At 49.5% G+C, this 25,122-nt stretch carries 24 protein-coding genes; 15 read left to right on the top strand and 9 right to left on the bottom strand.

Annotated features, from left to right (window positions below; genetic code table 11):
• Positions 1-7: 7 nt before the first annotated feature.
• Positions 8-1,147 carry a glycosyltransferase family 4 protein gene (locus tag WC593_07415; GenBank protein MFA4824974.1) on the top strand — a complete coding sequence of 380 codons (1,140 nt, stop codon included), beginning with the start codon at positions 8-10 and terminating at the stop codon, positions 1,145-1,147.
• Between the two features lie 68 nt (positions 1,148-1,215).
• Here WC593_07415 and WC593_07410 read toward each other — a convergent pair whose 3' ends face one another.
• Positions 1,216-1,638: a hypothetical protein gene (locus WC593_07410; GenBank protein MFA4824973.1), complete on the bottom strand. Its 423-nt coding sequence runs from the start codon at positions 1,636-1,638 to the stop codon at positions 1,216-1,218.
• A gap of 74 nt (positions 1,639-1,712) precedes the next feature.
• Positions 1,713-3,947: a carbamoyltransferase HypF gene (gene hypF, locus WC593_07405; protein MFA4824972.1), complete on the bottom strand. Its 2,235-nt coding sequence runs from the start codon at positions 3,945-3,947 to the stop codon at positions 1,713-1,715.
• A gap of 56 nt (positions 3,948-4,003) precedes the next feature.
• On the opposite strand from hypF, the gene WC593_07400 reads away from it, so the two are divergent.
• Genes WC593_07400 through WC593_07390 form a run of 3 tightly spaced genes read left to right on the top strand, consistent with a single transcriptional unit; the run spans position 4,004 to position 7,525 of the window.
• Positions 4,004-4,516: an ArsR family transcriptional regulator gene (locus WC593_07400; GenBank protein ID MFA4824971.1), complete on the top strand. Its 513-nt coding sequence runs from the start codon at positions 4,004-4,006 to the stop codon at positions 4,514-4,516.
• Positions 4,500-5,309: a MarR family transcriptional regulator gene (locus WC593_07395; GenBank protein ID MFA4824970.1), complete on the top strand. Its 810-nt coding sequence runs from the start codon at positions 4,500-4,502 to the stop codon at positions 5,307-5,309. Before WC593_07400 ends, WC593_07395 begins: the two co-directional genes overlap by 17 nt.
• On the top strand, positions 5,306-7,525 hold the full coding sequence (locus WC593_07390) for a DEAD/DEAH box helicase (GenBank protein ID MFA4824969.1): 2,220 nt from the start codon (positions 5,306-5,308) through the stop codon (positions 7,523-7,525). Before WC593_07395 ends, WC593_07390 begins: the two co-directional genes overlap by 4 nt.
• A 25-nt stretch (positions 7,526-7,550) precedes the next feature.
• On the opposite strand, the gene WC593_07385 is transcribed toward WC593_07390, so the two are convergent.
• The 3 genes from WC593_07385 to WC593_07375 all read right to left on the bottom strand — a co-directional run bounded on the left by WC593_07385 (position 7,551) and on the right by WC593_07375 (position 12,352).
• Positions 7,551-8,486 carry a DUF4435 domain-containing protein gene (locus WC593_07385; protein MFA4824968.1) on the bottom strand — a complete coding sequence of 312 codons (936 nt, stop codon included), beginning with the start codon at positions 8,484-8,486 and terminating at the stop codon, positions 7,551-7,553.
• The gene (locus tag WC593_07380; GenBank protein ID MFA4824967.1) at positions 8,486-10,159 is read right to left on the bottom strand and encodes an AAA family ATPase; all 1,674 of its coding nucleotides are present in this window, start codon (positions 10,157-10,159) and stop codon (positions 8,486-8,488) included. The genes WC593_07385 and WC593_07380 overlap by 1 nt, the downstream gene beginning before the upstream one ends.
• A 537-nt stretch (positions 10,160-10,696) precedes the next feature.
• Positions 10,697-12,352, bottom strand: a complete 1,656-nt coding sequence (locus WC593_07375) for an AAA family ATPase (GenBank protein MFA4824966.1) — start codon at positions 12,350-12,352, stop codon at positions 10,697-10,699.
• Between the two features lie 1,096 nt (positions 12,353-13,448).
• Between WC593_07375 and WC593_07370 the strand changes: the two genes are divergently transcribed.
• Positions 13,449-14,186 (top strand): hypothetical protein, encoded by a 738-nt coding sequence (locus tag WC593_07370; protein MFA4824965.1) that lies wholly within the window; start codon positions 13,449-13,451, stop codon positions 14,184-14,186.
• 405 nt (positions 14,187-14,591) lie between these two features.
• On the opposite strand, the gene WC593_07365 is transcribed toward WC593_07370, so the two are convergent.
• Positions 14,592-15,086, bottom strand: a complete 495-nt coding sequence (locus WC593_07365) for a hypothetical protein (protein MFA4824964.1) — start codon at positions 15,084-15,086, stop codon at positions 14,592-14,594.
• A gap of 74 nt (positions 15,087-15,160) precedes the next feature.
• Between WC593_07365 and WC593_07360 the strand changes: the two genes are divergently transcribed.
• The 7 genes from WC593_07360 (at position 15,161) to WC593_07330 (ending at position 19,344) form a co-directional block, all read left to right on the top strand.
• Positions 15,161-15,298, top strand: a complete 138-nt coding sequence (locus tag WC593_07360; protein MFA4824963.1) for a hypothetical protein — start codon at positions 15,161-15,163, stop codon at positions 15,296-15,298.
• Between the two features lie 76 nt (positions 15,299-15,374).
• Positions 15,375-15,821, top strand: a complete 447-nt coding sequence (locus tag WC593_07355) for a hypothetical protein (GenBank protein MFA4824962.1) — start codon at positions 15,375-15,377, stop codon at positions 15,819-15,821.
• Entirely contained in the window at positions 15,818-16,471 is a 654-nt protein-coding gene (locus WC593_07350) for a hypothetical protein (protein MFA4824961.1), read from the top strand. Before WC593_07355 ends, WC593_07350 begins: the two co-directional genes overlap by 4 nt.
• Before the next feature lie 217 nt (positions 16,472-16,688).
• The gene (locus WC593_07345) at positions 16,689-18,329 is read left to right on the top strand and encodes a DUF6159 family protein (protein ID MFA4824960.1); all 1,641 of its coding nucleotides are present in this window, start codon (positions 16,689-16,691) and stop codon (positions 18,327-18,329) included.
• Complete coding sequence (locus tag WC593_07340) at positions 18,322-18,597, top strand: hypothetical protein (protein MFA4824959.1); 276 nt, start codon at positions 18,322-18,324, stop codon at positions 18,595-18,597. Before WC593_07345 ends, WC593_07340 begins: the two co-directional genes overlap by 8 nt.
• Before the next feature lie 73 nt (positions 18,598-18,670).
• Entirely contained in the window at positions 18,671-18,853 is a 183-nt protein-coding gene (locus tag WC593_07335) for a hypothetical protein (protein ID MFA4824958.1), read from the top strand.
• Complete coding sequence (locus tag WC593_07330; GenBank protein ID MFA4824957.1) at positions 18,853-19,344, top strand: PIN domain-containing protein; 492 nt, start codon at positions 18,853-18,855, stop codon at positions 19,342-19,344. Before WC593_07335 ends, WC593_07330 begins: the two co-directional genes overlap by 1 nt.
• Before the next feature lies 1 nt (position 19,345).
• On the opposite strand, the gene WC593_07325 is transcribed toward WC593_07330, so the two are convergent.
• On the bottom strand, positions 19,346-19,624 hold the full coding sequence (locus WC593_07325; GenBank protein ID MFA4824956.1) for a hypothetical protein: 279 nt from the start codon (positions 19,622-19,624) through the stop codon (positions 19,346-19,348).
• 504 nt (positions 19,625-20,128) lie between these two features.
• On the opposite strand from WC593_07325, the gene WC593_07320 reads away from it, so the two are divergent.
• The gene (locus WC593_07320) at positions 20,129-20,920 is read left to right on the top strand and encodes a hypothetical protein (GenBank protein MFA4824955.1); all 792 of its coding nucleotides are present in this window, start codon (positions 20,129-20,131) and stop codon (positions 20,918-20,920) included.
• Positions 20,921-21,558: 638 nt separating this feature from the next.
• On the opposite strand, the gene WC593_07315 is transcribed toward WC593_07320, so the two are convergent.
• Both WC593_07315 and WC593_07310 read right to left on the bottom strand, forming a co-directional pair.
• Positions 21,559-22,629: a metallophosphoesterase gene (locus tag WC593_07315; protein ID MFA4824954.1), complete on the bottom strand. Its 1,071-nt coding sequence runs from the start codon at positions 22,627-22,629 to the stop codon at positions 21,559-21,561.
• A 340-nt stretch (positions 22,630-22,969) separates the two neighbouring features.
• Positions 22,970-23,356 (bottom strand): hypothetical protein, encoded by a 387-nt coding sequence (locus WC593_07310; GenBank protein MFA4824953.1) that lies wholly within the window; start codon positions 23,354-23,356, stop codon positions 22,970-22,972.
• A gap of 617 nt (positions 23,357-23,973) precedes the next feature.
• On the opposite strand from WC593_07310, the gene WC593_07305 reads away from it, so the two are divergent.
• Both WC593_07305 and WC593_07300 read left to right on the top strand, forming a co-directional pair.
• Positions 23,974-24,528: a nucleotidyltransferase domain-containing protein gene (locus WC593_07305; protein ID MFA4824952.1), complete on the top strand. Its 555-nt coding sequence runs from the start codon at positions 23,974-23,976 to the stop codon at positions 24,526-24,528.
• A complete protein-coding gene (locus tag WC593_07300) occupies positions 24,506-24,949 on the top strand; it encodes a HEPN domain-containing protein (protein MFA4824951.1) in 444 nt (147 codons plus the stop codon). The genes WC593_07305 and WC593_07300 overlap by 23 nt, the downstream gene beginning before the upstream one ends.
• The last annotated feature ends 173 nt before the right edge of the window (positions 24,950-25,122 follow it).

The raw sequence follows: 25,122 nt of genomic DNA, 5'->3' as shown, positions 1-25,122 counted from the left end.
AAGAGTTATGGAATCACGTAAGGTAGCATTTTTCTGCTGGGAGTCTATGTATGCTGAACGAGTGGGTGGGCTTGCGGTTGCAGCAACCAATCTTGCAGAGAACCTGGCAAAATCCCATGAAGTTCACTATTTTACCCGGGGTTTTATCCCGGACCAGATCGTGAACCATGTGCAGTATCATTACTGCCAGCCCTCCGGAAATAATCCTGTACAATACTGCGATGATATGAGCACTAAGATGGTTAAGCAATTCCGCACCTGTGATCGCCATGGACGTTTCGATATCCTGCATTTCCATGACTGGCATGCCATACAGGCCCTGCATTCTCTTCAGGAGAGGGACACGATCCTCACCTTCCATTCAACGGAATACGGGAGGAACGGCAACAATGTCGGGGACTGGTGGGAGTACCGGGAAATTTCCGGCAAAGAGTGGTACGGAGGCCTGATCGCAAAGAGAGTGACAACGGTTTCAGATACCTTAAAAAAAGAGGTGATGCAGCTCTACAACATTCCGGACGGTAAGTGCGATGTTGTTCCCAATGGCGTAGTCCCCCAGCAGTACCGGTCCGCTATTGATCCCGGGGAAGTGAAACGATCCTATGGCATCCATCCTTACGCCCCTCTTATCCTGTTCATCGGCCGGCTCGTGTACCAGAAAGGCCCGGATATTCTCATCGAGGCGTTAAAAAAAGTATGCCGGGAGCGATGGGATGCCCGGGTAATTGTGGCCGGGGATGGCGGAATGCGCCAGTCCCTCCAGGAACGGGCTTGGGATCTCCCGGTAAATTTTGTGGGGTACATTCCCGATTCAGAATATATCCGTCTCCTGAATGCCTGCAACCTTGTAGTTATTCCCAGCCGGAACGAACCGTTCGGTCTTGTCCTGTTGGAAGCCTGGAGTGCGGAGAAGCCGGTCGTTGCGTCAAATGTGGGTGGCCTGTCAGAGAATATCGATGCGTTCGTGAACGGAATAAAGGCAGAACCCACGCCGGACTCTCTTGCATGGGGTATAAGCAATGTGATCAACGACCCGTCAAAGGCTGAGATGCTTGGCATGCGGGGAAGAGCCAAAGTCGACCGGATGTTTCAATGGAGCCCCGTTGCTTCACAGATGGAAAAAACCTATGCACGGGCGGTTTATTAGCCGGATGGGATCATGAACCGGCATGCAACGAGTCCCTTACGAAGTAACTGGTATCTAAAAAAAATCGCTCATTCTTTAGCGGCACGAAGCCGGTAGCCAATCCAGTTCCCCTGATCACATGCGGGTTTTGGATTCTCCATATGCTCAAAGACGAACTCGAACGCTTCCTGCTCCATCACGCGCCTCCCGTTCCGGGTGCAGAACTGCACGAACGCCTCATACATCTTTGTGCAGGGAACATGAGCCATAGTATCTGCCATCAGCACTTCTTCGTGGAAACTCCAGATGCTCTCGAACTCGAGTTCATCTTCCATCAGGGGCTTGACGATCGTTTCATCGATCTCTAAAGATGCGACCTGCTGTTTCGAGGTGGATTCGAGCTCTTTATAGAAATCCGAGACTACGGTAAGTCCCTGGCGGAGATCGTTTAAGTCCCGCTCCAGGTTTTTTATCTTCTGCTCTTTATCGGGGACTGGTTCAGGTGGTTCCATTGCACGTACTTCCCTGTTTATGTCTCCCCACGGATAAAATGCTCGAACCTGCAGGCAGAATGGCCCATGGTGACTTACCTTCTCTGCCCTAAAAGTTTTCCGGCGTACACGCACTGCCCAAAGGAAACACCGCCGTCGCCGAGCGGGTAGTCGGCATTGATGATGCAGGTGTAGCCCGCTGCCAGGATCTCGTTCCTGATGGTCTCCCTGATCGCGTGGTTGATCGCAACCCCGCCGCTGATCGCGATGTTCTGCATGCCGTCACGTTCGGCAGCCCGTATCGCAAGCGCTGCAATTCCCCGCGAGAGGTTGTACTGGAACGATGCCGCGATGTCCCGCACGGCCCGGAGATCTCCTTTGGGTGCTGCCTGCATCCGGTCCAGTGCGGTCTCCACCAGGGAACGGGTGGAGAGTATGGCGCAACCGGTATCGGAGCCATACACCAGCTCCCATGGCTCCGCCCGCCCGCCATACGCGGCAGCTTCGAGTTTCATGGCCGGTTCGCCGTCATAGGTTTTTTCCCGGCAGATGCCAAGCAGTGCGGCGGCGGCATCGAGCACCCGGCCGGTACTGCTCGTCTGCGTGACATTGAAGCCCGAGGCCACCTGTTTCCGGATCACACCGGTTTCGATATCCGACCATCCCCGCTCCGCAAGGATGTCAAGGACCCGTTCATCCGGCAGGATGCCGTAGAGCATCCGCTCGGGGAACCGGGTGGCGAGATCCCCGCCGGGCATCGGCACCGGTTCGAGATGGGCCACGCGCCGGAAGTCCGGCACCTGCCCGGAGAAGATCTCCCCGCCCCAGATCGTCGCGTCATCGCCGTACCCGACCCCGTCGATCGCGATCCCGATACAGGGCTCCGTTGTCGTGGCGGCGATATGGGCCCGGTGGTGCTGGACCGGGATCAGTTCCAGCTCGTGTTCCGCTGCCAGCTCCCGGGCAAAGCGCGTCGAGAGGAACTGCGGGTGGAGATCATGGGCGATCACGCCGAACTCTGCGCCGAGCACCCGCTGGAGGTTCCGCACGGTCTCCTGAAGATATTCGAGTGTGGCCGGGTTCCGCACATTGCCCACGTGCGGCGAGGTGACGGCAAACCCGTTCCGGTAGATCGTCGCGTTCGCATTCAGTTCCGGGCCAACCGCAAGAATGCAGCGCCTGCCGAGATCGATGGCCGTCCGCTTCGGGGCAATCCCCCGCGAGATCCGGATGATGTACCCGTCCCTTATTACCGAGTCATCGCACCGGTTCACGATCGTCCGGTTGTGCGTTAAGAAAAAGTCCACATCCCGGTTCAGCTTTGCCATGGCCTGGTCGATGGCCGTGATCATCGGGTAGCCGGGCATGTTGGCGCTCGTCATGATGAGGAGCGGGTTTTTCAGGTACGAGAAGAGGAGATGGTGGAGCCCGGTGTAGGGGAGCATGCAGCCGATCGTATGGATGTTGCTGATCGTTGCGTGGGCCGTGGGATCGCGTTTCGTGAGCACCACGATCGGGTGGACCGGGCTCGTCAGCAGTTCGCGATCCTGTGCCGATACTTCCGCGATGCGATCGATATAGTCCGGGCGCACCATGCACGCAAAAGGCTGCTCGATCCGGCCGAGCCGGTGTTTCAGCTCACCCGCCGAGTTCTCGATGCACGCGAGATGGAACCCGCCGGCTCCCCGCACCGCAAGGATCTTTCCGGCATCGAGCAGCTGTGCTGCTTCCTTCACCGGATCGCAGCAGTCCACCTTACGGCCCTCCGTATCGAAGAGCTCGATCTCCGGCCCGCAGTCGGCGCAGGCGATCGTCTGCGCATGGTGGCGCCGGGAGTGCGGATCGTTGTACTCCCTTGCGCAGGCCGGGCACACCGGGAACTCATCCATCGAGGTGCGTTCGCGGTCGTACGGGATCTCGTTGATGATGCTGTACCGGGGCCCGCAGTTCACGCAGGATGTACCCCAGTAGAGCTCGTACCGCCCGCCCCGCTGGAAAATATCGGCGATGCACTCGTCGCAGCACGCAATGTCGGGCGGGATCATGCCGCTGAAGGACCCGGTGGCGCTCGGCAGAATAAAAAAACCGTCAGGAATTTCTGCGGATGTGTCGGCAACCTTCACTGAATCGATGCGCGAAAGCGGGGGGCCGCGGGCAACTGCTGCCACAAACTCCTCAAACCGCGCTCCCCGCGCAAAAATCTCCACTTCGCTGCCGAGATTTTTTACCGTGCCAGCGATCCCCAGCGTCGTTGCCTGAGCGTACACAAACGGGCGAAACCCCACACCCTGGACAATTCCGCATACTGTGATCCTGCCCGTTTTTCGCATGTATGTCCGGAAAAACTTATTGAATCGCATGACGATATAATAATAGGGATTTTACCGTGCCGGGCCATATTCGAATAGTTAACGATCCAGTGGAACTCGTTCCGCTCCTGATGACGTTCAATGATCCATCTTTTAAAAAGGTCTATGAACTGCTCAATAAATCATGGCTGACTGAAGATGAAATAAAGGCGCAGGTGGGCCCGGAGCACGTGGAGGTGTGTCTCCAGCTCTTAAAGAAAGGCAATATGATCGAAGAGCAGTGGCGCATGCCCAAGCCCGGTGCAAAACCGGAAAAAGAGTTCCGTGCCACGTACAACAAGTTCCGGGCAAACTTCCAGTGCAACCTTTCCGATCTCGCCGATATCATCTACATCTCCCTCTCCAATGACGAGCAACTCCGGGAAGTCGTGGATAATCTTGAAAGCGAGCTGACCAAGGGCAACAGCTCGATCAATGAACTCTCCCGCAAATTCACGGTCAGCCCGGTCTTTGTCAAGGGCATAGCAAAACGGATTCCCCATATGGATGTCAAAGGCCAGGGACTGGTGCTGCTTGACACTGGGCGCTAAGGATCCCCTCTACTCTATTCTGCGCAGCAAACGTGAAGTCTCGCGCCTCCAGATTCTCGTGGAGATCGCCGAGCACCAGCCTGCCGTCCGGCAGCAGGAGATTGCCGAGAAGATGGGCGTAACCCCGCAGGCAATCTCGGAATATATCCGCGAACTGGTTGACGAAGGCATGGTCTCTGCCATCGGCCGGGGCAACTACGAAGTAACCAAGTCCGGTATCGAGTGGGTGCTGGCCAATGCCGAGTCGCTGGAGTCCTATGCCCGGCATATCCGGCGCGATATCATCCAGCAGGTCTCGGTCTGGGCGGCCATTGCCGCAGAGAACCTGACCAAGGGCGACGAAGTCGGCGTATACATGATGGATGGTTTTCTCTATGCCGGCAAATCCCCGCTTGCCGCCACCGGCACTGTTGTGTCGGATGCAAAGAAAGGCCAGGATGTTGGCGTGGCCCGGCTCAACGGGATCATCGAGCACAAGGAGGGCATGATCCATGTCTGCAAGGTGCCCCGGATCCAGCACGGGGGTTCAAGGAAAGTCAAGCGGGCGGAACTGCTGGCTATCACCGGCGAGGCGGGGATGGTTGCCGCAGTCGGGCTCGAAGCGTATATCGCGCTCGAAGCAGCGGGCCGGAAGCCCGACATGTTCTTTGGCGCACGGGAAGGCGTGATCGAGGCGGCCTTCCACGGGATCACCTGTGCGATCGTGATCGTTGATGAGGAGTTCACGGATTTCTTAAAACGGCTGGAGAGCGTGGAACTCGCGTACGTGATCCACGACCTGATTGCGCCATGAAGATCATTGTCCAGCTCCAGCGGAGCGGCAATTACAAGCTCCTCTTTTACGATGGCAAGAGCGTGCGGGGCGCAGCCTACGTCGAGATGATGGATACGCCCCGCGGTCCCCGGCCCACGAAGTACCGGGTGAAGTGGGGCTCGAAGAAAGATTACACGCACACGCCGTCCAAGGAGCTCATCGCGCAACTCCGCGAGTCGGATGTGCGGATGGTGAAGCGGGACCATCTCTTCGAGGAGTTTTTGGAGGCGTTCCAGGTCAAGGCCGGGGCCGTCAATCTCTGCCGGATGTGCCTGCTCGACGAGCGGTACACGCCGATAAATGAAGAGGATGCGATCACGTTTGGCAAGAACGAGAAGATCTGCCTTGACTGCGGGAGAAAGGAGCTGCGCCGCGAGGTTTCCCATATCGGGCGGCTGGGCCGGGACGGGATCGTGCATCTCGAAAAACTCCTCGCCCAGTACCGCAACCTTGACCGGGTGTTAGCCACCCTCTCGCCGGACAAGATCACGATGGAGTCGGCGATCTTCGACAAGCTCGAAGCCCACCCGGTGATGACGACCGCGTCCATCGATGAGCTGCCGCTCCCCCGCATATTTGTGGAAGCGAGCGGGGTCAAGCAGCTCATGCCGGCGCAGCACCTCGCCGTCGAGGCCGGGCTGCTCCGGGGAAAGGACCTGCTGGTGGTGGCGGCAACCGCGAGCGGCAAGACGTTCATCGGCGAGATGGCCGGGATGAAGAACTATATGGAAGGCCGGGGCCGGACGCTCTTTTTAGTCCCGCTCGTGGCGCTCGCGAACCAGAAGTACGAGCGCTTCACCGAACGCTACGCGAAGTTTGCCAAGTCCGGCCTGCTGACGGGCACGAGCCGGCTCAATCTCCCCGAGACCCGCAAAGTAGGGGACCGGAATCCGCAGGCCCCGATCATCATCGGCACGTACGAGGGCGTGGACAACATGATCCGCTGCGGCCAGAAGATGGCGAACATCGGCACCGTGATCATTGACGAGGTCCAGATGCTGGAGGACCGGGACCGGGGCCACCGCCTCGACGGGATGATCGCGAGGCTCAAATATCTCGCGCCGCAGGCGCAGTTCCTGTACCTGTCAGCAACGATCGGCTCACCCAAGATCCTGGCAAAGAAACTGAACTGCACGCTCGTGGTGTACGCGGATCGCCCGGTGGGGCTGGAACGGTACCTCCTCTTTACCGAGCGCAAAATGAAGATCCCGATGATCAAGCAGATGACGACCGAGGAGTACAAGCGCACGTCGTCTAAGGGTTTCCGGGGCCAGACGATCATCTTCACCAACGCCCGGGCCCGGTGCCACACGATCGCCGATGCGCTCGGCATCCGGGCGGCCGCGTACCATGCGGGCTTAAGTTCCGTGGAACGCCGGGACGTGGAGACGAAGTTCTTAACCGGCAAACTCATGGCGGTTGTCACGACCGCAGCGCTCGGGGCCGGGGTGGATTTCCCCGCCTCGCAGGTGATCTTCGATGCGCTGGCGATGGGCCGCGACTGGCTCTCGGTGCAGGAGTTCAACCAGATGGGAGGCCGGGCGGGACGGCCCGACTTCCACGACCTCGGGCGTGTCGTGATCCTCGCAGAGCCCGGCGGCAGTTACTCGCGGGAGAACCCGGGCACGGAAGAGGAGATCGCCATCAAGCTGCTGAAAGGAGAGATGGAGGAGGTTGCGCCGGTGCATGAGTTCGAGGCGAGCTCGGAGGAGTACGTGGCGAACGCGATCGCGTGCAATGGCGAAGAAGCGGACCTCAACCGGATCAACGGCATGATGGTGGGGAGCATGGAGCCCGTGCTGCCGGACCTCATCACGCACAAGCTGGTGGAGAAGCACGGCACGAGGCTCGTGATGACGCCGCTTGCACGCGTGATGGCGGAGCATTTCATCGGCATGGAGCGGCTGCTGGAGATCATCCGGCTGACGAAGTGCGAGACCGAGCCGCTCGATATCATCGGGGAGCTGGAGAGCGAGGATATCCACAAGGACAAGCGGACGGAGAAGAAGAAGGGGCCAACGCGACCGGGTGAGCGGCTGCGGGAGCCGGAGAAGCGGGGCCGGGAGTCAGTGAGGGGACAGTATCAGTCTAACGTGTCTGCGGAGAAGCCGAAGCATGTGCAGTCGGCGGGGACGAAGATGCACGTGGGGCATGAATTGCCGGGGAAGCAGCAGAAGGTCCGGAGGAAGAGGTGAGGGGGATCGAGTACGATCATCTTACCTATACTTCGATTTCTTCATTTTTCAAAACAATAAATGGAATATTTTGTGTTTCCCATTGTCGGATTGATTCATACAACCCAGTTTGTTTAAACAAATGTTCGTTATATGCTATCCGTAACACCTCCTCTAATGATCTGATGTCTTTCCAATTTTTACTCTGATCAGTACCAAATTTTTTGATAAAACCTTGATATAAAATGGCAACAAGATCGTGACCTCTACACATTTGCCAAGGTTCCCCTTTTCCTCGTTTAACAAAATTTTGAGGATCGTCAATTTTTTCATCGAAGATATCAGATAATCTTTGTAATAGTGCATCATTAATGGGTTTTTGAAGATTTATTTTTTGTAATTCATTATGTAGATTTTTTTTGTTTAATTCAAATGTTTCAGTTGAAATTATTTGACTATAAGGTAATGTTTTAAAATCCCAATATTTTTTATGAAATTCGTTATACTGTCGTAAATATCCAAGATATAATGAGCTGTCAAGAAGTATCTGACGAAGGTCTTTTTTATTTTGAGCCTCAAATTCTTCAACTTTTTTTTCATCGGCATATTCAGAAAGAACTGCTTCCAAGGCATTTGAACGAATAATAATCGATTCGATATCATGCAATTCTGTTAAAAAAAGGTTGTTATGTAGATTTTTTTTATCTAAAATATGATCAAAATCTGCATCAGCGATACCAATAATGCCGTTATAATTTCCTGTAAGCAATGAAAAAACTTCAACTATTTTCTCTTTACCACATGCAATAATTGGCGATGATTTTTTTTTATCAAAAAATTTTTTATATAGTCGTGAATCTGGACTCCCCTCTACAAGAATAAACGATCCCTTATACAACTGATCTTCCCTTTGAAGTTGAATTTCAGTTCGGATTTCGTGTGGAGTGGGTTTGAGAGGATTACGATTATCGCAGATATCCACTAAAACCCTCCCCCAACTTTCACCATCAAATCATCTCGATCGGAGATGATAGCCGGGGCATGTGTTGATATTATAATGTCCATTGGATTCACTTTTACAATCTCTGATAGTATTACCACAAATTTTCGTTGCCATCCTATATGTAACGAAATTTCAGGTTCATCAATTAAAACAAGTGCATTTTCAGGAACCTCAAATAAGAATTTAAAAAATAAGATGACAATATGCTGTTCACCGGATGAAAGTTTCTCAGGGGAAATTTCAATATTTGTTTGAGTATCAATGAACCAAAATCCCTTTTCAGGAGAGAAAAAAATTTTTTTCTCTACAAAAAGATCTGATATGATTTGTTGAAAATTTTTCATTTTGCTATCCAATGATTTGTATAGGTCAAGTTTTTCTCGAGTATGTTTAATGTACAAATCTAATGCAATTCTTGCATCCGGTTTTGAATCAATATCATTTATGGAATAATGGCTAGTGATATCTTTCTCTAGTTTATAAAGTCCAAATTCGGCCAAATGTTCTTGTAAGCTACGCAAATCTTCAAAATCCTCTTTTATTGTGTTTGATACTGCTCCATTGCTTAGAATTCCCTTCATTAAAATATTCATGAACGTTTGGTCGCGCTCCTTTGACGCCATATTGTAATCCTTTTCAGCGGCAGCCATTTGGCTTTTTAATTCTTCAGCACAAATATTCACACCTCTGATAACGATATCATTATTAGATCTCAGTCGATTTCTACTGAAAACTTGTAGCCTTTGAGACTCAATTAGCAGAGGACGAATATCTTTCGATAATCTAAAGAGAAAATTTTCGATAGTATATTGAAATTCAGCTAAATTTCTATTATTAAGTGTCGTTTGTCGATGTCGATCTCTAAATATTTGTCTTCGCAATTTATCTTCGATTTCTTCGATTCTCATTCGAACAACTTTTATCTCATGTTGAGATGCAATTCTCATTTCGGGAGTAAGATTTTTAGTATCTTGTAAATTACTCTCTAGTTTCAATTGAAAATCGCGATAACGCATTAATTCATTCTCGAAAATATTGCGATTTTTTTGAGAATCATCATCTTTTTCAAGAAATTTTCTGATAACGAAATTTGAATAATATTGTTTACTCTTTTCGTCAAGTTCTTGGAGGTACTCCATATCCTTTAATTTGATTAGAATTTCGTTCTGTAATTTTACTTGTTCTTCAGATGATAATTGTTCGATATAATTTTCAAAGTTCTCTTGATTATTTTCAAAATTCGAAATAATTTTTTCCGAACCATTTCTCGTAATAAAAAAAAATTTATTATCGATATCCCCTATTTTTTCTAATGATTCAATAATAATTACAAAACGCTCATCACTCAAAATTTTCTTATAATGCATCAATTCATTAAAATTATCACAATTATCTAAACCAATTGCATAAAGAAAATTTTTGTAGATATGAATTGTTTGAGAATTATCAAAACTTAAAGATGCTTTTGCAAAGGGAATTTTCGATAAATCTTTGAAATTTAATTTGAAAAAATTATTCAAAAATTCAAGAATCGTTGTCTTGCCACTACCGTTAGGGCCATGAATAATTGTGATTCTGTCTTCGATATGTAAAGGCAAAACAATATCATATTTATAAAAAAGTTTTTCAATTTTAACTTGAACCAATCTCATAATGGTCTAATTATTCCCGTCATTCATGATATATATGATGATTTCTTTATTCAAATAAACCTGACATATATCCAATTGAAATGATGAAGACGAAAAAGGTTTTCAAATCATTCCGAAAATTGTAACACAACATTTTTAGAGAAATAATGCCCGTCCCGGTGCCCGTTCCTGTTCCGGGCAATTGCCAAACGCCCCACGCTCATCAGTCCACGGCTGCCCAGTCACGAGTACGAGGCCAGCCCCCGGGTTTCGGAGGGGACGGGTGGGGCCCGGGCCTTCCGGTACCGGAGTGGCCTGAGCCCTTTCCGGTACCGCTCACTCTCCCAAAATCTCCGGTACCTGCCCGGTCCGGTGCCCGTTCATGTACCCGCAATTGTCAAACGGCTTACGATGACCGGCTCAAGGCTGGGCTATTACGCGAGAGCCGGCCAGCCCCCGGGTTCCAACAGACCGGAGTCGGGACATTCCTCTCCTCTCACCGAAGGTACTGATGTTATCCCCTTCCCCAATATTCCGGGGCTTTCCCGCAATCGAAAATTACACGTTTTCGTCTTCTAATGCCATTATTACCTTTTTAATTTCGTCAGGAATTGATTTTCCTGTCTCAATCATTTTTTTTGCTGCATATCGAGCGATGAGCGGCTTATTCTTCTTATCGTTGCCGTCACCGAATATTCGTTTACCTTCAATAATGAAATCCCGGTCTAATGAATGTTCGATTTCACCTCGTAACATAAATGATTTCCTTTCAGGATATTGTTTTTTCACTTGAGCCAGGATTGGTAAAATCTCTCCTTTCTTATCCTTATCGGCCATAAGAATCCAAGGAATTTGATAACCCTCAAGAATCTTAGGATAACGTAAAAAATTTGTTTTCCCATTCACAGAAACGATGCTAATCCCATGTTCATCAAGATCAAATCCTTCCGCAGATGAAAAAATTTGCATTACCCATTGATCTGATAATCCCTCAACAAGCAACACCAATCGGGAGAAGAAAAATTCCTTGTTGTCAACGGTAAGGATTTGATCATAAATGTTGAAATCCGAATCTGTGAAATATCCTTCTGAAGGGTAAATTGCTTTTGTATTCCCATCTCTTTGGATGAATCGGATAAGTCTTGAATCTTTTGAGATTGGCAAAAAATATTGTGAGTGAGTGATTAGGATAATTTGAACCTCTTTAGAAGTTTGGAGAAGTTTTCCTAACCGACGTTGAACATGTGGGTGAAGTTGTATTTCCGGCGTATCGATGCAGAGAACTTTATCCGGATGTGTAATCATATGGGTCAATAAAAATAATGTCTGAAGAACACCAGAACCGATGTAATTTGTTGTTGAGAAAATGGGTCCTTTTTGAATCTCAATTTTTTTATTTTCATCAATTCCTAAAAACTCAATTTTGAGATGAGGAAATAGATTTTGGAATTGTCGTTGAATTTCTGCATATTTTTTCCGGAATTCGTCAGGACCATTCTTCAAGCCATCTAAAATATTTGCAAGATCCCTTCCTGTTGGACTAATGAGTGATTTATTTGCCTTAATTTGTGGTTTTTCCCGGAACTCTTCTAAGATAATAGTTTTTGAAGCGATTATCGAGATAACTGATTTAAGAAGATCAGTTGTTTGAAAATTAATTCCGTAGTGAGAACCGGGGTTATTCTTCTTTGGTACCTCGATTAGAGATTCACAAATTGTTTTCAGAGATCTTGATTTATCTCTTTTTAACTCTTCAATTATTTGATGCCACCCAATCACGGCATATCCCTTGTCTCTCTCAAAAGGTTCAATATGTCCTATCCCATTTTCAATTTCTAAAAACCCAATTTTAATTCCTAAATAAACTTGACCTAAAATTCTCGTATATGTGTACTCCAACTCATTTGATAGGTTGGATGTAAATTCTTCCTCATTGTACGGCAATTGATATGTATTTATGATACTCCGAATCTGCTCATTATCAAGAATGCATTCAATAGAAATTTTCATTTCTTTCGTCCCATCTCGGACGAAAAAATCTTCGTTATCCCATCCACTATCTAAAATAAGAATTTTTTTCAAAGCTTCAAAAATTGTTGTTTTACCTACATTATTTTCGCCGATCAAAGTGTTCGTATTTGGGGAAAGAGACAGAGTAAAGGGTTCATTACCATAAGAGCGAAAATTTTTGATTGATATTTTTTTAATAATCATAATTGTCTTGAAAGATCATTCTTTCAGAACCTTATTTATGTTATTCATTTTAATCATCGGCTATCCCCATCCGCTATATCTCGGTGCCCATTCCTGTTCCCGACAATCATCAAACGGTATGCGATGACCGGCTCAAGGCTGGGCCGTTACGCGAGAGCCGGCCAGCCCCCGGGTTTCGGAGGGGTGGGGCCCGGGCCGGGACCTGGAATACCCGGACCCCAAAACAGGCCTTCATTTCATTTTCCACCAACTCCTCTTAATCCGAAAAACGATCGCCCATCCAATTGATGCTATTAGCGGTTTTTTTAGAGCCCGTTAACCCCGCAATCCAGCCAAACGGGGCTCGATATGCGATTTCTTAAAAACAATAGTGTCGTTTTTTCATGAATTACTGTCATTTTGGAGGCCCGGACTCGTGCTCATGAAGCGGGTCTCCGACGGAGAAGTGAGATGAGCGGAGTACAGGTCTCCCTGGGTCTCTTACCGGAATATCCGCTCCCCAAAACGGGGTTCTTTTTCCCGTCCTGCCTCATAATCTCCTGCCCTAGAGGGCTATCGGCTCTCCTCAATCCAAACTGCACAGTACTGGCCGGTTTATCTCCTCTCAAAATGCCCCGTTTCCCCATCAGGAATTAAAATAAGATTTCCTGAAAAGAACTGGCCGGGAAATCACCGGAACTGGCCGGTCGGGTGCCGGAAATGATGCAATCCGGGGCTAATATGGACCCAGATGGGGAGATATGGGAGCAGCCCTTGTCTATCTCTTAAGCTGAGCCCCCTCTGATTTCGGCGGGGATGGGTGGGGCCCGGGCCTTCCGGTTCCGGAGTGGCTGGAGCCCTTTCCGGTACCGCTCACTTTCCTAAAAGGTCCGGTACATGCCCGGTCCGGTGCCCGCTCCTGTTCCGGGCAATTGTCAAACGGCATGCGATGACCGGCTCAAGGCTGAACCGCCATCGCATTCAGACCGGCCAGTAATCGATTCCGGAATTTATTAACTATATTCGGTCCAGGAAATTCTGATCAGACTCTGTTTGAAAATAAAAAAAGACATATCAGATAAGGTATCTTTTTCGTGTTAAAATTGCAAAAATATTTATGGATTTTGATATTTGGCAAAGTAGTGGATATATAATTGGTATTTTAGGATTGATTGGAACTTTATATTTTGGCTACGTCAGTATCAAGAAGAAAAAACCCGTTTTTACAAGAACAAATAATAATATAATTACTAATAATATTCCGTTTTTTCCCGGATTAAATATTCTATACAATGGTGAAACGATACAAAATTTATCATCAACAATAATCCGATTCTGGAATAATGGAAATGACAGAATTGATAAAACCGATATTTCAACAATAGATCCACTTCGTATTCAAGCAAAGGAAAATGTCAAAATCTTCATTGTGGCTGTAAATAAATATTCAAATTTTGCAAACGCATTAGTAGTAAGTCCCGTTTTTGATAATAAATATTCAAACATTTCATTTGATTATCTTTCAAAAGAAGATGGAGCAGAAATAATTGTAATACATTCCGGTAAAATAGCTGAGGATATTGAAATTAAAGGTACTATTAAAGATGCGAATTCTCCAGTTGATTTAGATCTACTCTACTCTAAACCGCTTTACAAATTATTACTTGTTACAATACCTGATATTGTTGCTTTCCCTTTGATAATCATTTTTGCCACTGTTATTATCCGTCCAAATGATTTAGTCTCATTCTTCGTTTACATAATTTGTATATTGATCATAGCATTTTTCAGTGCAGGTGGTTGGTATAAGATTAGAGACCTGAGGAAATCACCAAAATTTTTAAAACAAAAATAACAGTGCTCATGGACTACACTAAAATTCTTTTTTTAAGTTAACTTTGCCTCTCACGGATGGCCCCTTCAAAAAAAACCGGCCAGCCACCCGGGTTCCAGCGGGGATGGGTGGGGCCCACTCTCTCTGTGTCACTTGTGTCACTTTAACCCCCTTTTCCGGAAAGTCTTACGAGAAAATCGTACAGAAAAAAGATCCCGGAAAATGCCATCAATGTGACACAAGTGACACGCTCCGGTACCTGCCCGTCCCGGTGCCCGTTCATGTTCCGGGCAATTGCCAAACGGCATGCGATGACCGGTTCAGGGCTGGGCCGTTACGCGGAGACCGGCCAGTCCCCGGGTTTCGGAGGGGACAGGGGGGGCCGGGCCGGAAATAGACGATAACAGAAAGGTCTGAATACAGCAGCTATGGTCGTGTCAGCCCGAGGTCATTGATCTGAGTAGGGGGAAGGTGGTCTCCATGATTTGTCCAGAGCGTGAGGTTCCCGCTGGTATACCGGTTTGTCACCGGGGTATACTGCTGGTTCCAGATATTCAGGGTATAATTGGTATCCGCCGGCAGGGACACGAGGATATCCGCCACGACATTTTGTGTTGCATCGTGAGGTGATGTAACAAATGCATTGATATACAGTCGTTCTTTGGTTTCCCGGTGTTTTACGGCAGGGTCCGCACAGTAATTCACCGCGATTCTGATCACATCCGAATCCGAGTCCAGCACCGTGATTGGAGCGGGACCGAGAGTGTCGACCCGCAGGTTGATTGTGGTGTTTGGCGATGGGGAGATGGTCTCGTTGGTCCAGTGCCGTGGGCAGGTTCCGGTGAGGTAATCCAGGCAACCGGTCAGGATTACGCATGCAATGAGAAGGAGGCATATCGTCAGGAACCATCGCTTCTGCATAGCACCAGAGTTCAATTATTGCATTATTATCTTTATCGGTTTAACCTGTAGCGTCCAACGGAACTACCTGCGTTATGGATTCAAAGATTCACGTCCCGGCTGATATTATCGTCATGGCCAAACATGTGCTGGCCCGGGTGGCGGACCTGGGGACCGCCCAGCATTATGGGGTCGGGATGATTACAGGGATGGGTGTGGGAAAGAGATCCTGACACCTTGCTTCCGTTATTTTATGGGACATGGGCAATTTTAAGAAAATTTATATAGTCAACATTCATACATTGACCAATGCTTCTGCCAACGAACGACAAACAGTTCGGATTCTGGAAGATGCGGCGCAACGGTTCTCCCAATATTGTTATTGCGAACGTGCTGGGGATCTCCCGGCAAGCCGTGTCCAAGGCCCTTCTTGTCATGGACGGGAAGATAGAATCGGCACTCCTGGAGATGGCACATGCAAATCAGATCGCAATAGAAAAGATCAATGCAGAACGGGGAATCCTGCTCGGCCGGTCGATACCATTCCAGACCGCTGCAATTATCTTCGTCTCCGAAAAGCACGGGGTCCAGGTATGGTACGATCATGAGGGCAATTGCGGCACCTGCCAGCGGTATACTGAATGTATTGAGCTGCTCTGGGATTATGCAACTGAGCTCGGCATACGGATCGAGAAAACAGCCGACCCGACAAAGATGGCCGAGGAACTTTTTACGAAAGTGAAGGCGATGGTATGAACTTTGGATCGCCATTGAAACAGGATCTGTGCTGGTGCCCGGATGTGAAACCGGTCCTGAAAGCGGACAGGCTGTCGTTCCAGGGCCCCTTCCTTCATGTAACTGACTGTTTCGAAAAGACCGGCGACAACCGGAAAAATCGCTGGTGCCTGATGTTCATAACCAGCTCCATGATGATCATCATGCCCGTCCCGCATGCATTCCTCCAGGCAAATCCGGTTGCTGGAGTATTTTTTACGGAATCCAATCAGGCAAAGCCGGCAACGAAACAATCGGGCGCCCGCGATAACGATTCCGTGTTACGGGAACAACAGGAAAATCTCATCCGACAGTATCTTGAGAAGGATCCTGATGAAGTATTTATCGCGGAACCTGATACGAACGCAATTCCTCTGGATACGATCAAAGAGATCACCATTACGTGGGTAAACACCTATGGCCGCTATTCCCGGCCTCAGTTTCTTTTCGGTTTGTATCCTGTCGAACCCGCAAATGCCCGGTATCATGTAACCTTCCAGTTAGTGGTCACAACAGGAAACAAGAGTGTTGTTGTCATTACCCCGTTCTCGCCTGAACTCAGACAGACCCTCCGGGATTTGTTAGGTAAAAGAGTCCATGAAATCCCCGATGAATATGCCCCCCTTCTCTAATCCGAAGAAATAAATTATGCAGATCGCAGAAAGAATTATGTCATATCTCGGTTGGTGCCCGAACGCGGGTACCCTGAGAACAGCACCGTCAGTAGTACCGACAGAACTCCCACACTCCATTCACGACATCCCGCAACCGGGAGCGTCCTCTGGATCCGGGAGGAGAAACCGGGGATTACTGCTGTTCATGGGAAGTTTCCGGATCCTCCGGGAAAATATGAGCCTTGTATGGTACTCGCTGTTTGCTGCGATCCTGGCGCTTTTTTTCTTTGCGCAGTTCACCCTTCAGGATCTCCCCCTCCCCAGCGGTATCCCCGTTGGTGCAGGGATCCTTCCGGCCCAGGGAACATTCCTGTGGCTTCTTTGTGTCATCTCGCTTGGCCTGATCGTTGAATGCTGGGGAGTCATGATCACTATCGGCATTATGTACTCTGTCAGAGAGACGTCCCGTGGAAGGAAGATCGATCTCCGGGAAAGCCTCTCGTTTGCCGCACAGCGGACGGTTCGTGCGTACGGGTACATCCTCATTCTTACAGTCGCGACTATCATTCCCCCGACGTTCCGGGCGTTTTTCCCCGGGTCCATCCCAGCCGGGATCCTGAGCGGGATGGCAGGTGTTTTTGAGCTGGTCTTTGCAATTTCAACCCTCTTTGTTATCCCTATCCTTGCGTTCGAAACTGAGAGTTTTTCCGCGAGTGTGGATAGATCCGTATCCTGGCTGAAACGGTTATGGGTTGAAATTATCACCGGGGCACTTCTCTATCTTCTGGTATCCATCCTGATCTTTTTCGCACTCGTGCTCGTCTGGGTTGTACCTTCAGCGGCGGGCGGTTCGCCATTCACTCCACCCGAACGCGTCGATGCGTATTTCATCTTCGGTGCGATAATGGTCATCGAAATGGCAGTTCTCACACTGCTGGGGAGTATCTTCCTTTTCGGACTCTATGCGTACGCACAAGAGGGCACAATCCCTCCGTCGTTTGACAAATCTCCGAAAACCGGTACAAATGCCCACGCGCCCGGCCGGTTCGGCCGGGGATTCGATCTTGCGAAGGAGAGCGTGGGCCTTATCCGGAAGAACACTGCCATCCTTATTTTTTCCCTTCTGACCGGTCTGACGATCGAGATGGAGATTGGAACGCAGTATCTTATCGATCTCATGACCGGGAGTGGTGCGATGGTTAATTCAGCTTCTGTCATTGTTGCGAAGGGATCCTTATCGTGGCTATCTCTCATCTTCACAACGAGTTTTGCCGGCCACCTGCTCGGAACATTTGTGGTCGCCAGCCTGTTCACCGTTGTATCGGTTACTCTCGCGGGCCGGATCCCGACTGTCCATGAGGGTCTGGCAAATGCCTGGCTGCACCTGCGGACCATTGCCGCATGGGCACTCCTCATCACCACTGTTCAGACCGCTATTGAATCTGCACGTGTCTGGTACCCCGGGGGAATCCTGGAGATCGGGGGATCGATCCTTCTCGTTTCCGTGTACATGCTGACCCTGTTTGTAGTTCCAGTCTTTCTGTTCGAGGAGAAGAGTCTCCGTGAGGCAATAGTCGGTTCTGCGGGGATCGTCCGGACGTACTGGCGGGAGATCTCCGGCGGACTCACAACCATTATCCTGGCGTTCTTCATCATGGGATTTATTGGCCTCATCCCGGCGATAATTACAAACCCGGTGGCTCCCGGTCGTAGTCTTTCCGGGGATATCGCACTCAACCTCATCTTTACAGCGGCCATGATTTTAGCAGAAATCCTCATCGTATGCCTCTACCTGTACACAAAAACCGGCCAGCTGCCTGAAGGGCTGAAAAAAGACAGAATATTGCAGAGCCTTCAGCATGACCCGCATGTCTGAAGTTGTGAAGGAGTGGCTCGGCTGGTGCCTGCAGGTCCCTGCATTACCGCGACAACAGCCGGTGCTGAATGCTGATCCTGCTGACGGCGCACCTGCACAGGGGGCCGGGTGGGGCCCGGGCCTTCCGGTTCCGGAGTGGCCGGAGCCCATTCCGGTACCGCTCAATAGTCAAACGGCGTGTGATGACCGGTTCAAGGCTGGGCCGTTACAAAGAGACTCGGCCAGCCCCCGGGTTACGGAGGGGACGGGTGGGGCCCGGGCTGGATGACAGACCACTGCATCCGGAGAGAGAGAAGCAGATATACCAGAGCAGTAATATATGAAATACCAAAGGAGCGAACATGCCGGTTACTGTCGAAGGAAAAATGGTTGACGGGCGCACGATCATCCTCGATCACCCGCTGGCAAACGGTCAGAACGAAGTCCTTGTACGGTTGAAAAAGAAAACCGGCCGGACCAAGATCCCCGTCCCGGAACAATTCGCCATGATGATCGCAGAAACCGATATCGAAGAGCTCTATTGATGAAGATCTCCGGCCTTCAGGATTGTTCCGTATTTCTTGACACCAATATTCTCATCTACGCTTTTACTACTACCCGGTTCACTCCTGCCTGTGAAGAGCTGCTCGAAAAGGTGCGGAATGGTGTGGTGAAGGGCCATGTCAACAGCACCGTCATCGATGAGTTCTTCCACAAAGTCCTGCTCATGCAGGTGTACACCGAAAAAGGCATGCAGCCGAAAGAAGCGGTTACATTCCTGAAACAGAATCCGGAACGGATTGCGGATTTTTCTCTCCCGTTCGATGTAACCCGGGAAGTGCTCCACGATTATGGGATTATCATTCTTGATACTGCTCCACTTCTGGATGAAACTCTTGCATTCTCACAAAAGTACGGTCTCCTCTTCTCCGATGCTCTCCATGCAGCGAGCTGCACGCATTATGCCCTTGATCATCTCGTAACCAATGATCGTGATTTTTCCCGGGTCGATTGTATCTCGGTGATCGCACCGTAACCTATGGCAATCGTTCCGGTTCCGGAGTAACTGAACCCTTTCCGGTACCGCCCATTCCCCCAAACTCTCCGGTACCTGCCCGGTCCGGTGCCCGTTCCTGTTCCGGTCGATTGCCAAACGGCATGCGATCACCGGCTCCCGGCTGGGCCGTTACGCGAAACCGGCCAGCCCCCGGGTTCCGGAGGGGTGGGGCCCGGGCCGGAATTGCCGGAATATTTTTCCAGGCACTCCGGGCAGATATACCCTTATTTCCGGAAAGTCTTACGAGAAAACTGTACATAAAAATGATCCCGGAAATCGTGACAATTTCATCTTTCTGCCCGGATTTCAAAAATTGATCTACACGCCCTATCTCATTCCTGATATATGAGTGAATTAAATTTGTATTTTCTTTGCTGATGAACACGATCTGAATTATGAGAAAAAATGCCTCCCCTCGTTGTATTCATAAGGATGCCAAGTAAATCCCGATAGGAAAATATTTAGAAGGGGCTGCAGAAGAACGTACGAAGATCGTATATAATCAAACCCGGGTATTACTCATCTTTGCAATCAATGACCTATTCATCATTCATCTAAAGAAGATTTATACCCGGCTCGCGTGGGTTACACGCAATTTGTATTATATTTTTTCTGAATATTAATTTTCCGTCATAGGTATGGATATGAATTTTTATTGTTGTCTCATGTCATCCAATCTGGTTGTTTACCCCCTACCGAATTATAGAAACCTGTATAGAATATTAGTTATATCTATTTTAATGAATCATTAATTGGTGAGATAATGAACAATGAAAAATGGACTTTTTGGCATACCATTGCAATGGTTATCTTGGTTATTAGTCTGGTGGTAGTTGGATTATTTGTAACCCCGGTTAATCGTTTTGCGTCTTGGATTGTTGTCTTATTGCTTATCAGTCTCTCGATTATTGCAATCGGTCATGGTGTTACCGGGCGATTATTTGGATTCATCATTGATGGACGAAATAAAATGAGTTTGTCCCGATTACAATTAACATTGTGGACCATTGTTGTTCTCTCCAGCATTTTTACCATCGCCTTTTCAAATGTTATCAATAATAACCCCAGTCCTCTTTTAATCACTATCCCCCCGGAGTTATGGATACTGATTGGAATCAGCACCACATCATTCGTGGGATCCTCGCTGATTTTAAATGGAAAAAAGGAGACGCGAGGAGATCCCAGTGAAAAGCAAACTACTCTTTCGCGTTTGGGCAACCAAGGGTATTCAACGGGAAAGATTATCTCAAAAGGGGTAATCCTCTCTTACAAAACACCCGCGTATGCCCGGGTTTCTGATTTATTTAAGGGGGATGAAACCGGTAATGGTGCGATATTGGATCTGAGTAAAATCCAGATGTTTTTCTTCACAATCATTATCGTTCTGATTTATGCATTTGCTATCAGTACACTTCTCCTGGCAAAGACCACGATGATCGTGACAATGCCTCCATTCGATGAAGGATTTTTATTCCTCATTGGTATCAGTCATTCTGGATATCTGACCTATAAGGCAGTTCCCCATACATCCTCTCAAAATTCACCAACAAAATAATTTTTTTAATCTCATTAAGGGATCAGGCAATCTTTCACCGGTGCCAATGATCCTACAGTCAACCAGTTAGCTAGCCCCCCAGTTTCAGCGGGGACGGGTGGGGCCTGCCTTCCGGTACCAGAGTAGCTGAGCCCTTTTCGGTACCGCAGACTCTCCCAAAATCTCCGGTACCCACACACCCCGGTACCCGATCCTGTTCCGGGCAATTGTCAAACGGCATGCGATGACCGGCTCAAGGCTGGGCCGTTACGCGGAGACCGGCCAGCCCCCGGGTTTCGGAGGGGTGGGTGGGGCCCGCCCTCTCTCATTGGGGGCACATGGGGCACTTAGACCCTATTTTCCGGAAAGTCTTACGAGAAAATCGTACAGAAAAAAGATCCCGGAAATGACCCTCAATGTGCCCCATGTGCCCCCCGGTACCGCTCACTCTCTCAAAATCTCCGGCACATGCCCGGTCCGGTGCCCGTTCCTGTTCCGGACAATAGTCAAACGGCATGCGATGACCGGTTCAGGGCTGGGCTGTTACGCGAGACCCGGCCAGCCCCCGGGTTTCGGGGGGGACGGGTGGGGCCATGTTTCGGAAAAAAGTAAGAAGCCCTTTATGAGAACTAAAAAAAACGGTCAGGTGCCCGGTTGTTTCACCGGGCTTTGAGAGTGAACGTATCCCCGGTTTCCCACAAACCGGTCAACGGGTTCAACTGTTTCTCAACACCATCAAACGTCCCAGTACTTTCATGGACCGTGAAGACAAGATAGCCGACTCTCTGGTCATCCTTGGCGATTGTCTTTAACGGGTTTTCCAGGGTAAGTGCAGGATCCACATTTGCAGGATCGAATGCTATCGCGTGTGCCCCGGCGTTCCCGCTGACTATTTGCCTGACACCCTGAGATTCGCTCCTGACATACAGGTGGGCATGCCCGCATAAATAGGCAGATACGTTGTTGTCAACCATGCTCTTCCAGAAGATATCACGCTCTGTTCTATGCGTGTCGATGGAGTAATCATTCTCTTTAGTATCGTTAACCACAGCATATGCGGGAGAATGCCCGAAGACAAACGTGAACGGCCGGGTATCCTGCGTGAGCTGCTCGTTGACCCAGCTCTGGTTCACCGTCTCCTTCTTACCATTGTGTGCAATATAATTGTCATTCAGGAGAAATTTTGCACCCTTGTGCGTGACTGAATATGTCAGCTTCTCTTCACCGGGCGGGCCGTTTGACGGCATACCGGCAGCTGCAGTGGCGCGATAGGCCTCGAGGAGGGGCATAACAGTCTGGTTCGGGCCGTCCTCGTGGTTACCCCGGATTACATACAGCGGGATTCCGGTACCGTCAGTGTAATTGTGGATAGGAGCAACGTATTTCATCCAGTTTTCGAACTGACCCGTGTAATTGCCCGCCATCGGGGACGCCTTTGTTAATTCCCACCCGTTGACCAGGTCACCCATGTACAGGGCAAGGTCCGGCTTCTCCGCGGCGATTGCTTTAGCAATCGGGATGAGGGCCGGACTGACACCGGTTGTCGTGTTCCCCGCCGGGTCGGGGGAATCTGCGAATACAACAAATTTCCAGTCCCCGGACCCTGTGGGTGTTGTGGGGACAGCAGCTGCCGGTGTCGTGTGGACCGGCGCAGGTGACTGGGTCGTGCACCCGCAGACACTTACAGCAAGTATCAGGAAGATGAATACAAGTAACTGAAACAATCGCATGGGTTTGTATTCCTATCCGAATATCATAAAGACTGTGTTTATCTCCAAAAATCTCCGGTACGTGCCCGTCCCGGTGCCCGTTCCTGTTCCGGACAATAGTCAAACGGCATGCGATCGCCGGCTCCCGGCTGGGCCGTTACGCGGAGACTGGCCAGCCCCCGGGTTTAGGAGGGGACGGGTGGGGGCCGGGCCGGAAATATTAAGCAGACCCTGCCGGAAAATTTTCAACCGGACCTTGATAGAAAAATTCCGGGCAGACTTTGGTTGAAAAAAATAAATCAAACCTTGACCGGAAAATTTCAATCGACCCCTCAGCCTCCGCTTGAAAGTCGCGTATCGATCAATCAAATCTTTCCTGAAAATTTTCAACCGGACTTTGATTGAAAACTTTTGAGCAGACCTTGTCTGAAAAAAATGAACCAGACCTTGATTGAAATGTGCGTCCATAGGTCCCTCTGCGACGTGCGGACGTGCGGGAAAAATGCATCAGACCCTGCCGGAAAATTTTCAACCGGACCTTGATTGAAAAATTCCAGGCAGACTCTGGTTGAAAAAAATAAATCGAACCTTGCCCGGAAAATTTCAATCGACCCATCAGCCCCTGCTTGAAAGACGCGTGTCGATCAATCAAACCTTGCCTGAAAATTTTCAACCGGACTTTGATTGAACACTTTTGAGCAGACTTTGCCGGGAAAATTTCAAGCGGATCATGAAATAAAAATTTCACACGATCCCATCAGAACAAACCCCCCCTGCCTCTCCTGAAACCCCCCGTTTTTTAGACTTAACAACCTCTCCAATCGGGCACTTAAACGGCCTCCGTTCCCCCAAAACTCCCAAACAACGCCCAAATTGAGCCCCGTTTTGGTCAAGATCACCCCCTGTTCGATCGAAAACTCCTGGAAGAATTGCATGAACAGGGGGTCCGGAATGTATCGTGAAATTAACGTCGGTGTTCGACGTGAGGTGACTTTGTTCCGGGCCTCAAAAAGGGGGTTTTTTGCCTTGAGTGCCTACTTCAGGGCATCTCAAGGGAGATTTGCCATCCAAAAGGATCTATTAGGGATATTTTTCAGGCTAGTATATGCCGTATTTTTGTCTGAATCCCTCAAAATGGGCTTTTTCTGGAAAAGGGGATCTATAATTCTCAATTTTGTGCAATTAAATCAGGTCCTGCCAACAGAATTATCCACGCGATCATGATCCTCTACGACGGAGATATTTTTACCAGGTAACAAGGCTGATCACCTCTCTCGCAGACAATGAATGGCACTATCGCGCCCATAGTTGTTCACGGATCACAAACATTTTGTTCATGAAACGTGAACCTATTGTTCAGGAACTATGAACGAACTGCATGATCTCTCAGCGCTCTTCCGGACAGCAGAACGCGTAACCCTGCTCCATGCTGCTCTCAACGTACCTTCCTGCACCGTGCAGCAGCTCGCATCAAAGACCGGGCTGTCAAAAGGACTCGTGTCCCCGTATCTTGCCCAGCTCGCACGCGACGGACTCCTGGAGAAGAACGACCGCACGTACCAGTTGAAGTTTTCCCCGCTGACCGTTGCGATAAAACGTCTCCTGAATATTGATCGGATCACCGCGGTGGGCAAAAAACCGGCATGGGCTTCCGGCATCGGCCTGTACGGGAGCTGGGCTGAAGGGACAAACACGGAAGAAAGCGATATCGATATCTGGGTTTATACAAAAAATCTGCCAACAGGAATTATGGTTGCAGAGCTGGAGCGGGATATCTCGCGTGCACTTTCCGCTGAAGTCCATGTCCTGGTTCTCACCCGGGAGAAGATTGCCGGCATGAAAGATTCTGATGAACCATTTTACCGGTCGTTTGTGAAACAAGCGATCACGCTCGAAGGTGATTCACCTGACACGACTTGATGAATGTTACGAACGCGGACTCCTGCGAAAGGTTGCTGCCTCACATGATAAGGCGATGCAGTCACTTGCACAGGCCCGGGAGTGGGTAACCGAAGCCGGGTATGACTGTGATGCAGATGCGCTCCGGTCAGCACTTATGGCAGCCTATATGGGATATTTCCATGCGGCCCGGGCGGTTTTATACCGTGACGGGGTCCGGGAAAAAAGTCATTATTGTATCGGGGTGTATCTCGAATCCTACCGGGAACGGGGATTATTGGAAGATGAGTGGGTACTGCAATTCGATCACATGAGGGGACTGCGGCATGATGATCAGTACAGCTTGGATGCCCGCCCGACCGTTCAGGAAGTCCGGCAATCTGTGGCAGAGGCCGGAAAATTTATCGAACGGATGGAACTGCTGGTGAAGGGTCTGCGATAATTCTTCCCGGTTGTTTTTGTTTTTTTCACGAAAAACCCTCGCTCTCCAGACAATAGATCGCTCTCCCAAAATCTCCGGTACCTGCCCGGTCCCGGTGCCCGTTCCTGTTCCGGGCAATAGTCAAACGGCATGCGATCGCCGGCTCCCGGCTGGGTCCGGTACGCGAGAGTGGC

Origin of the sequence: Methanoregula sp. (assembly GCA_041645435.1) — an archaeon.
Lineage (GTDB): Archaea > Halobacteriota > Methanomicrobia > Methanomicrobiales > Methanospirillaceae > Methanoregula.
This window is presented reverse-complemented; position numbering and strand designations above follow the sequence as displayed.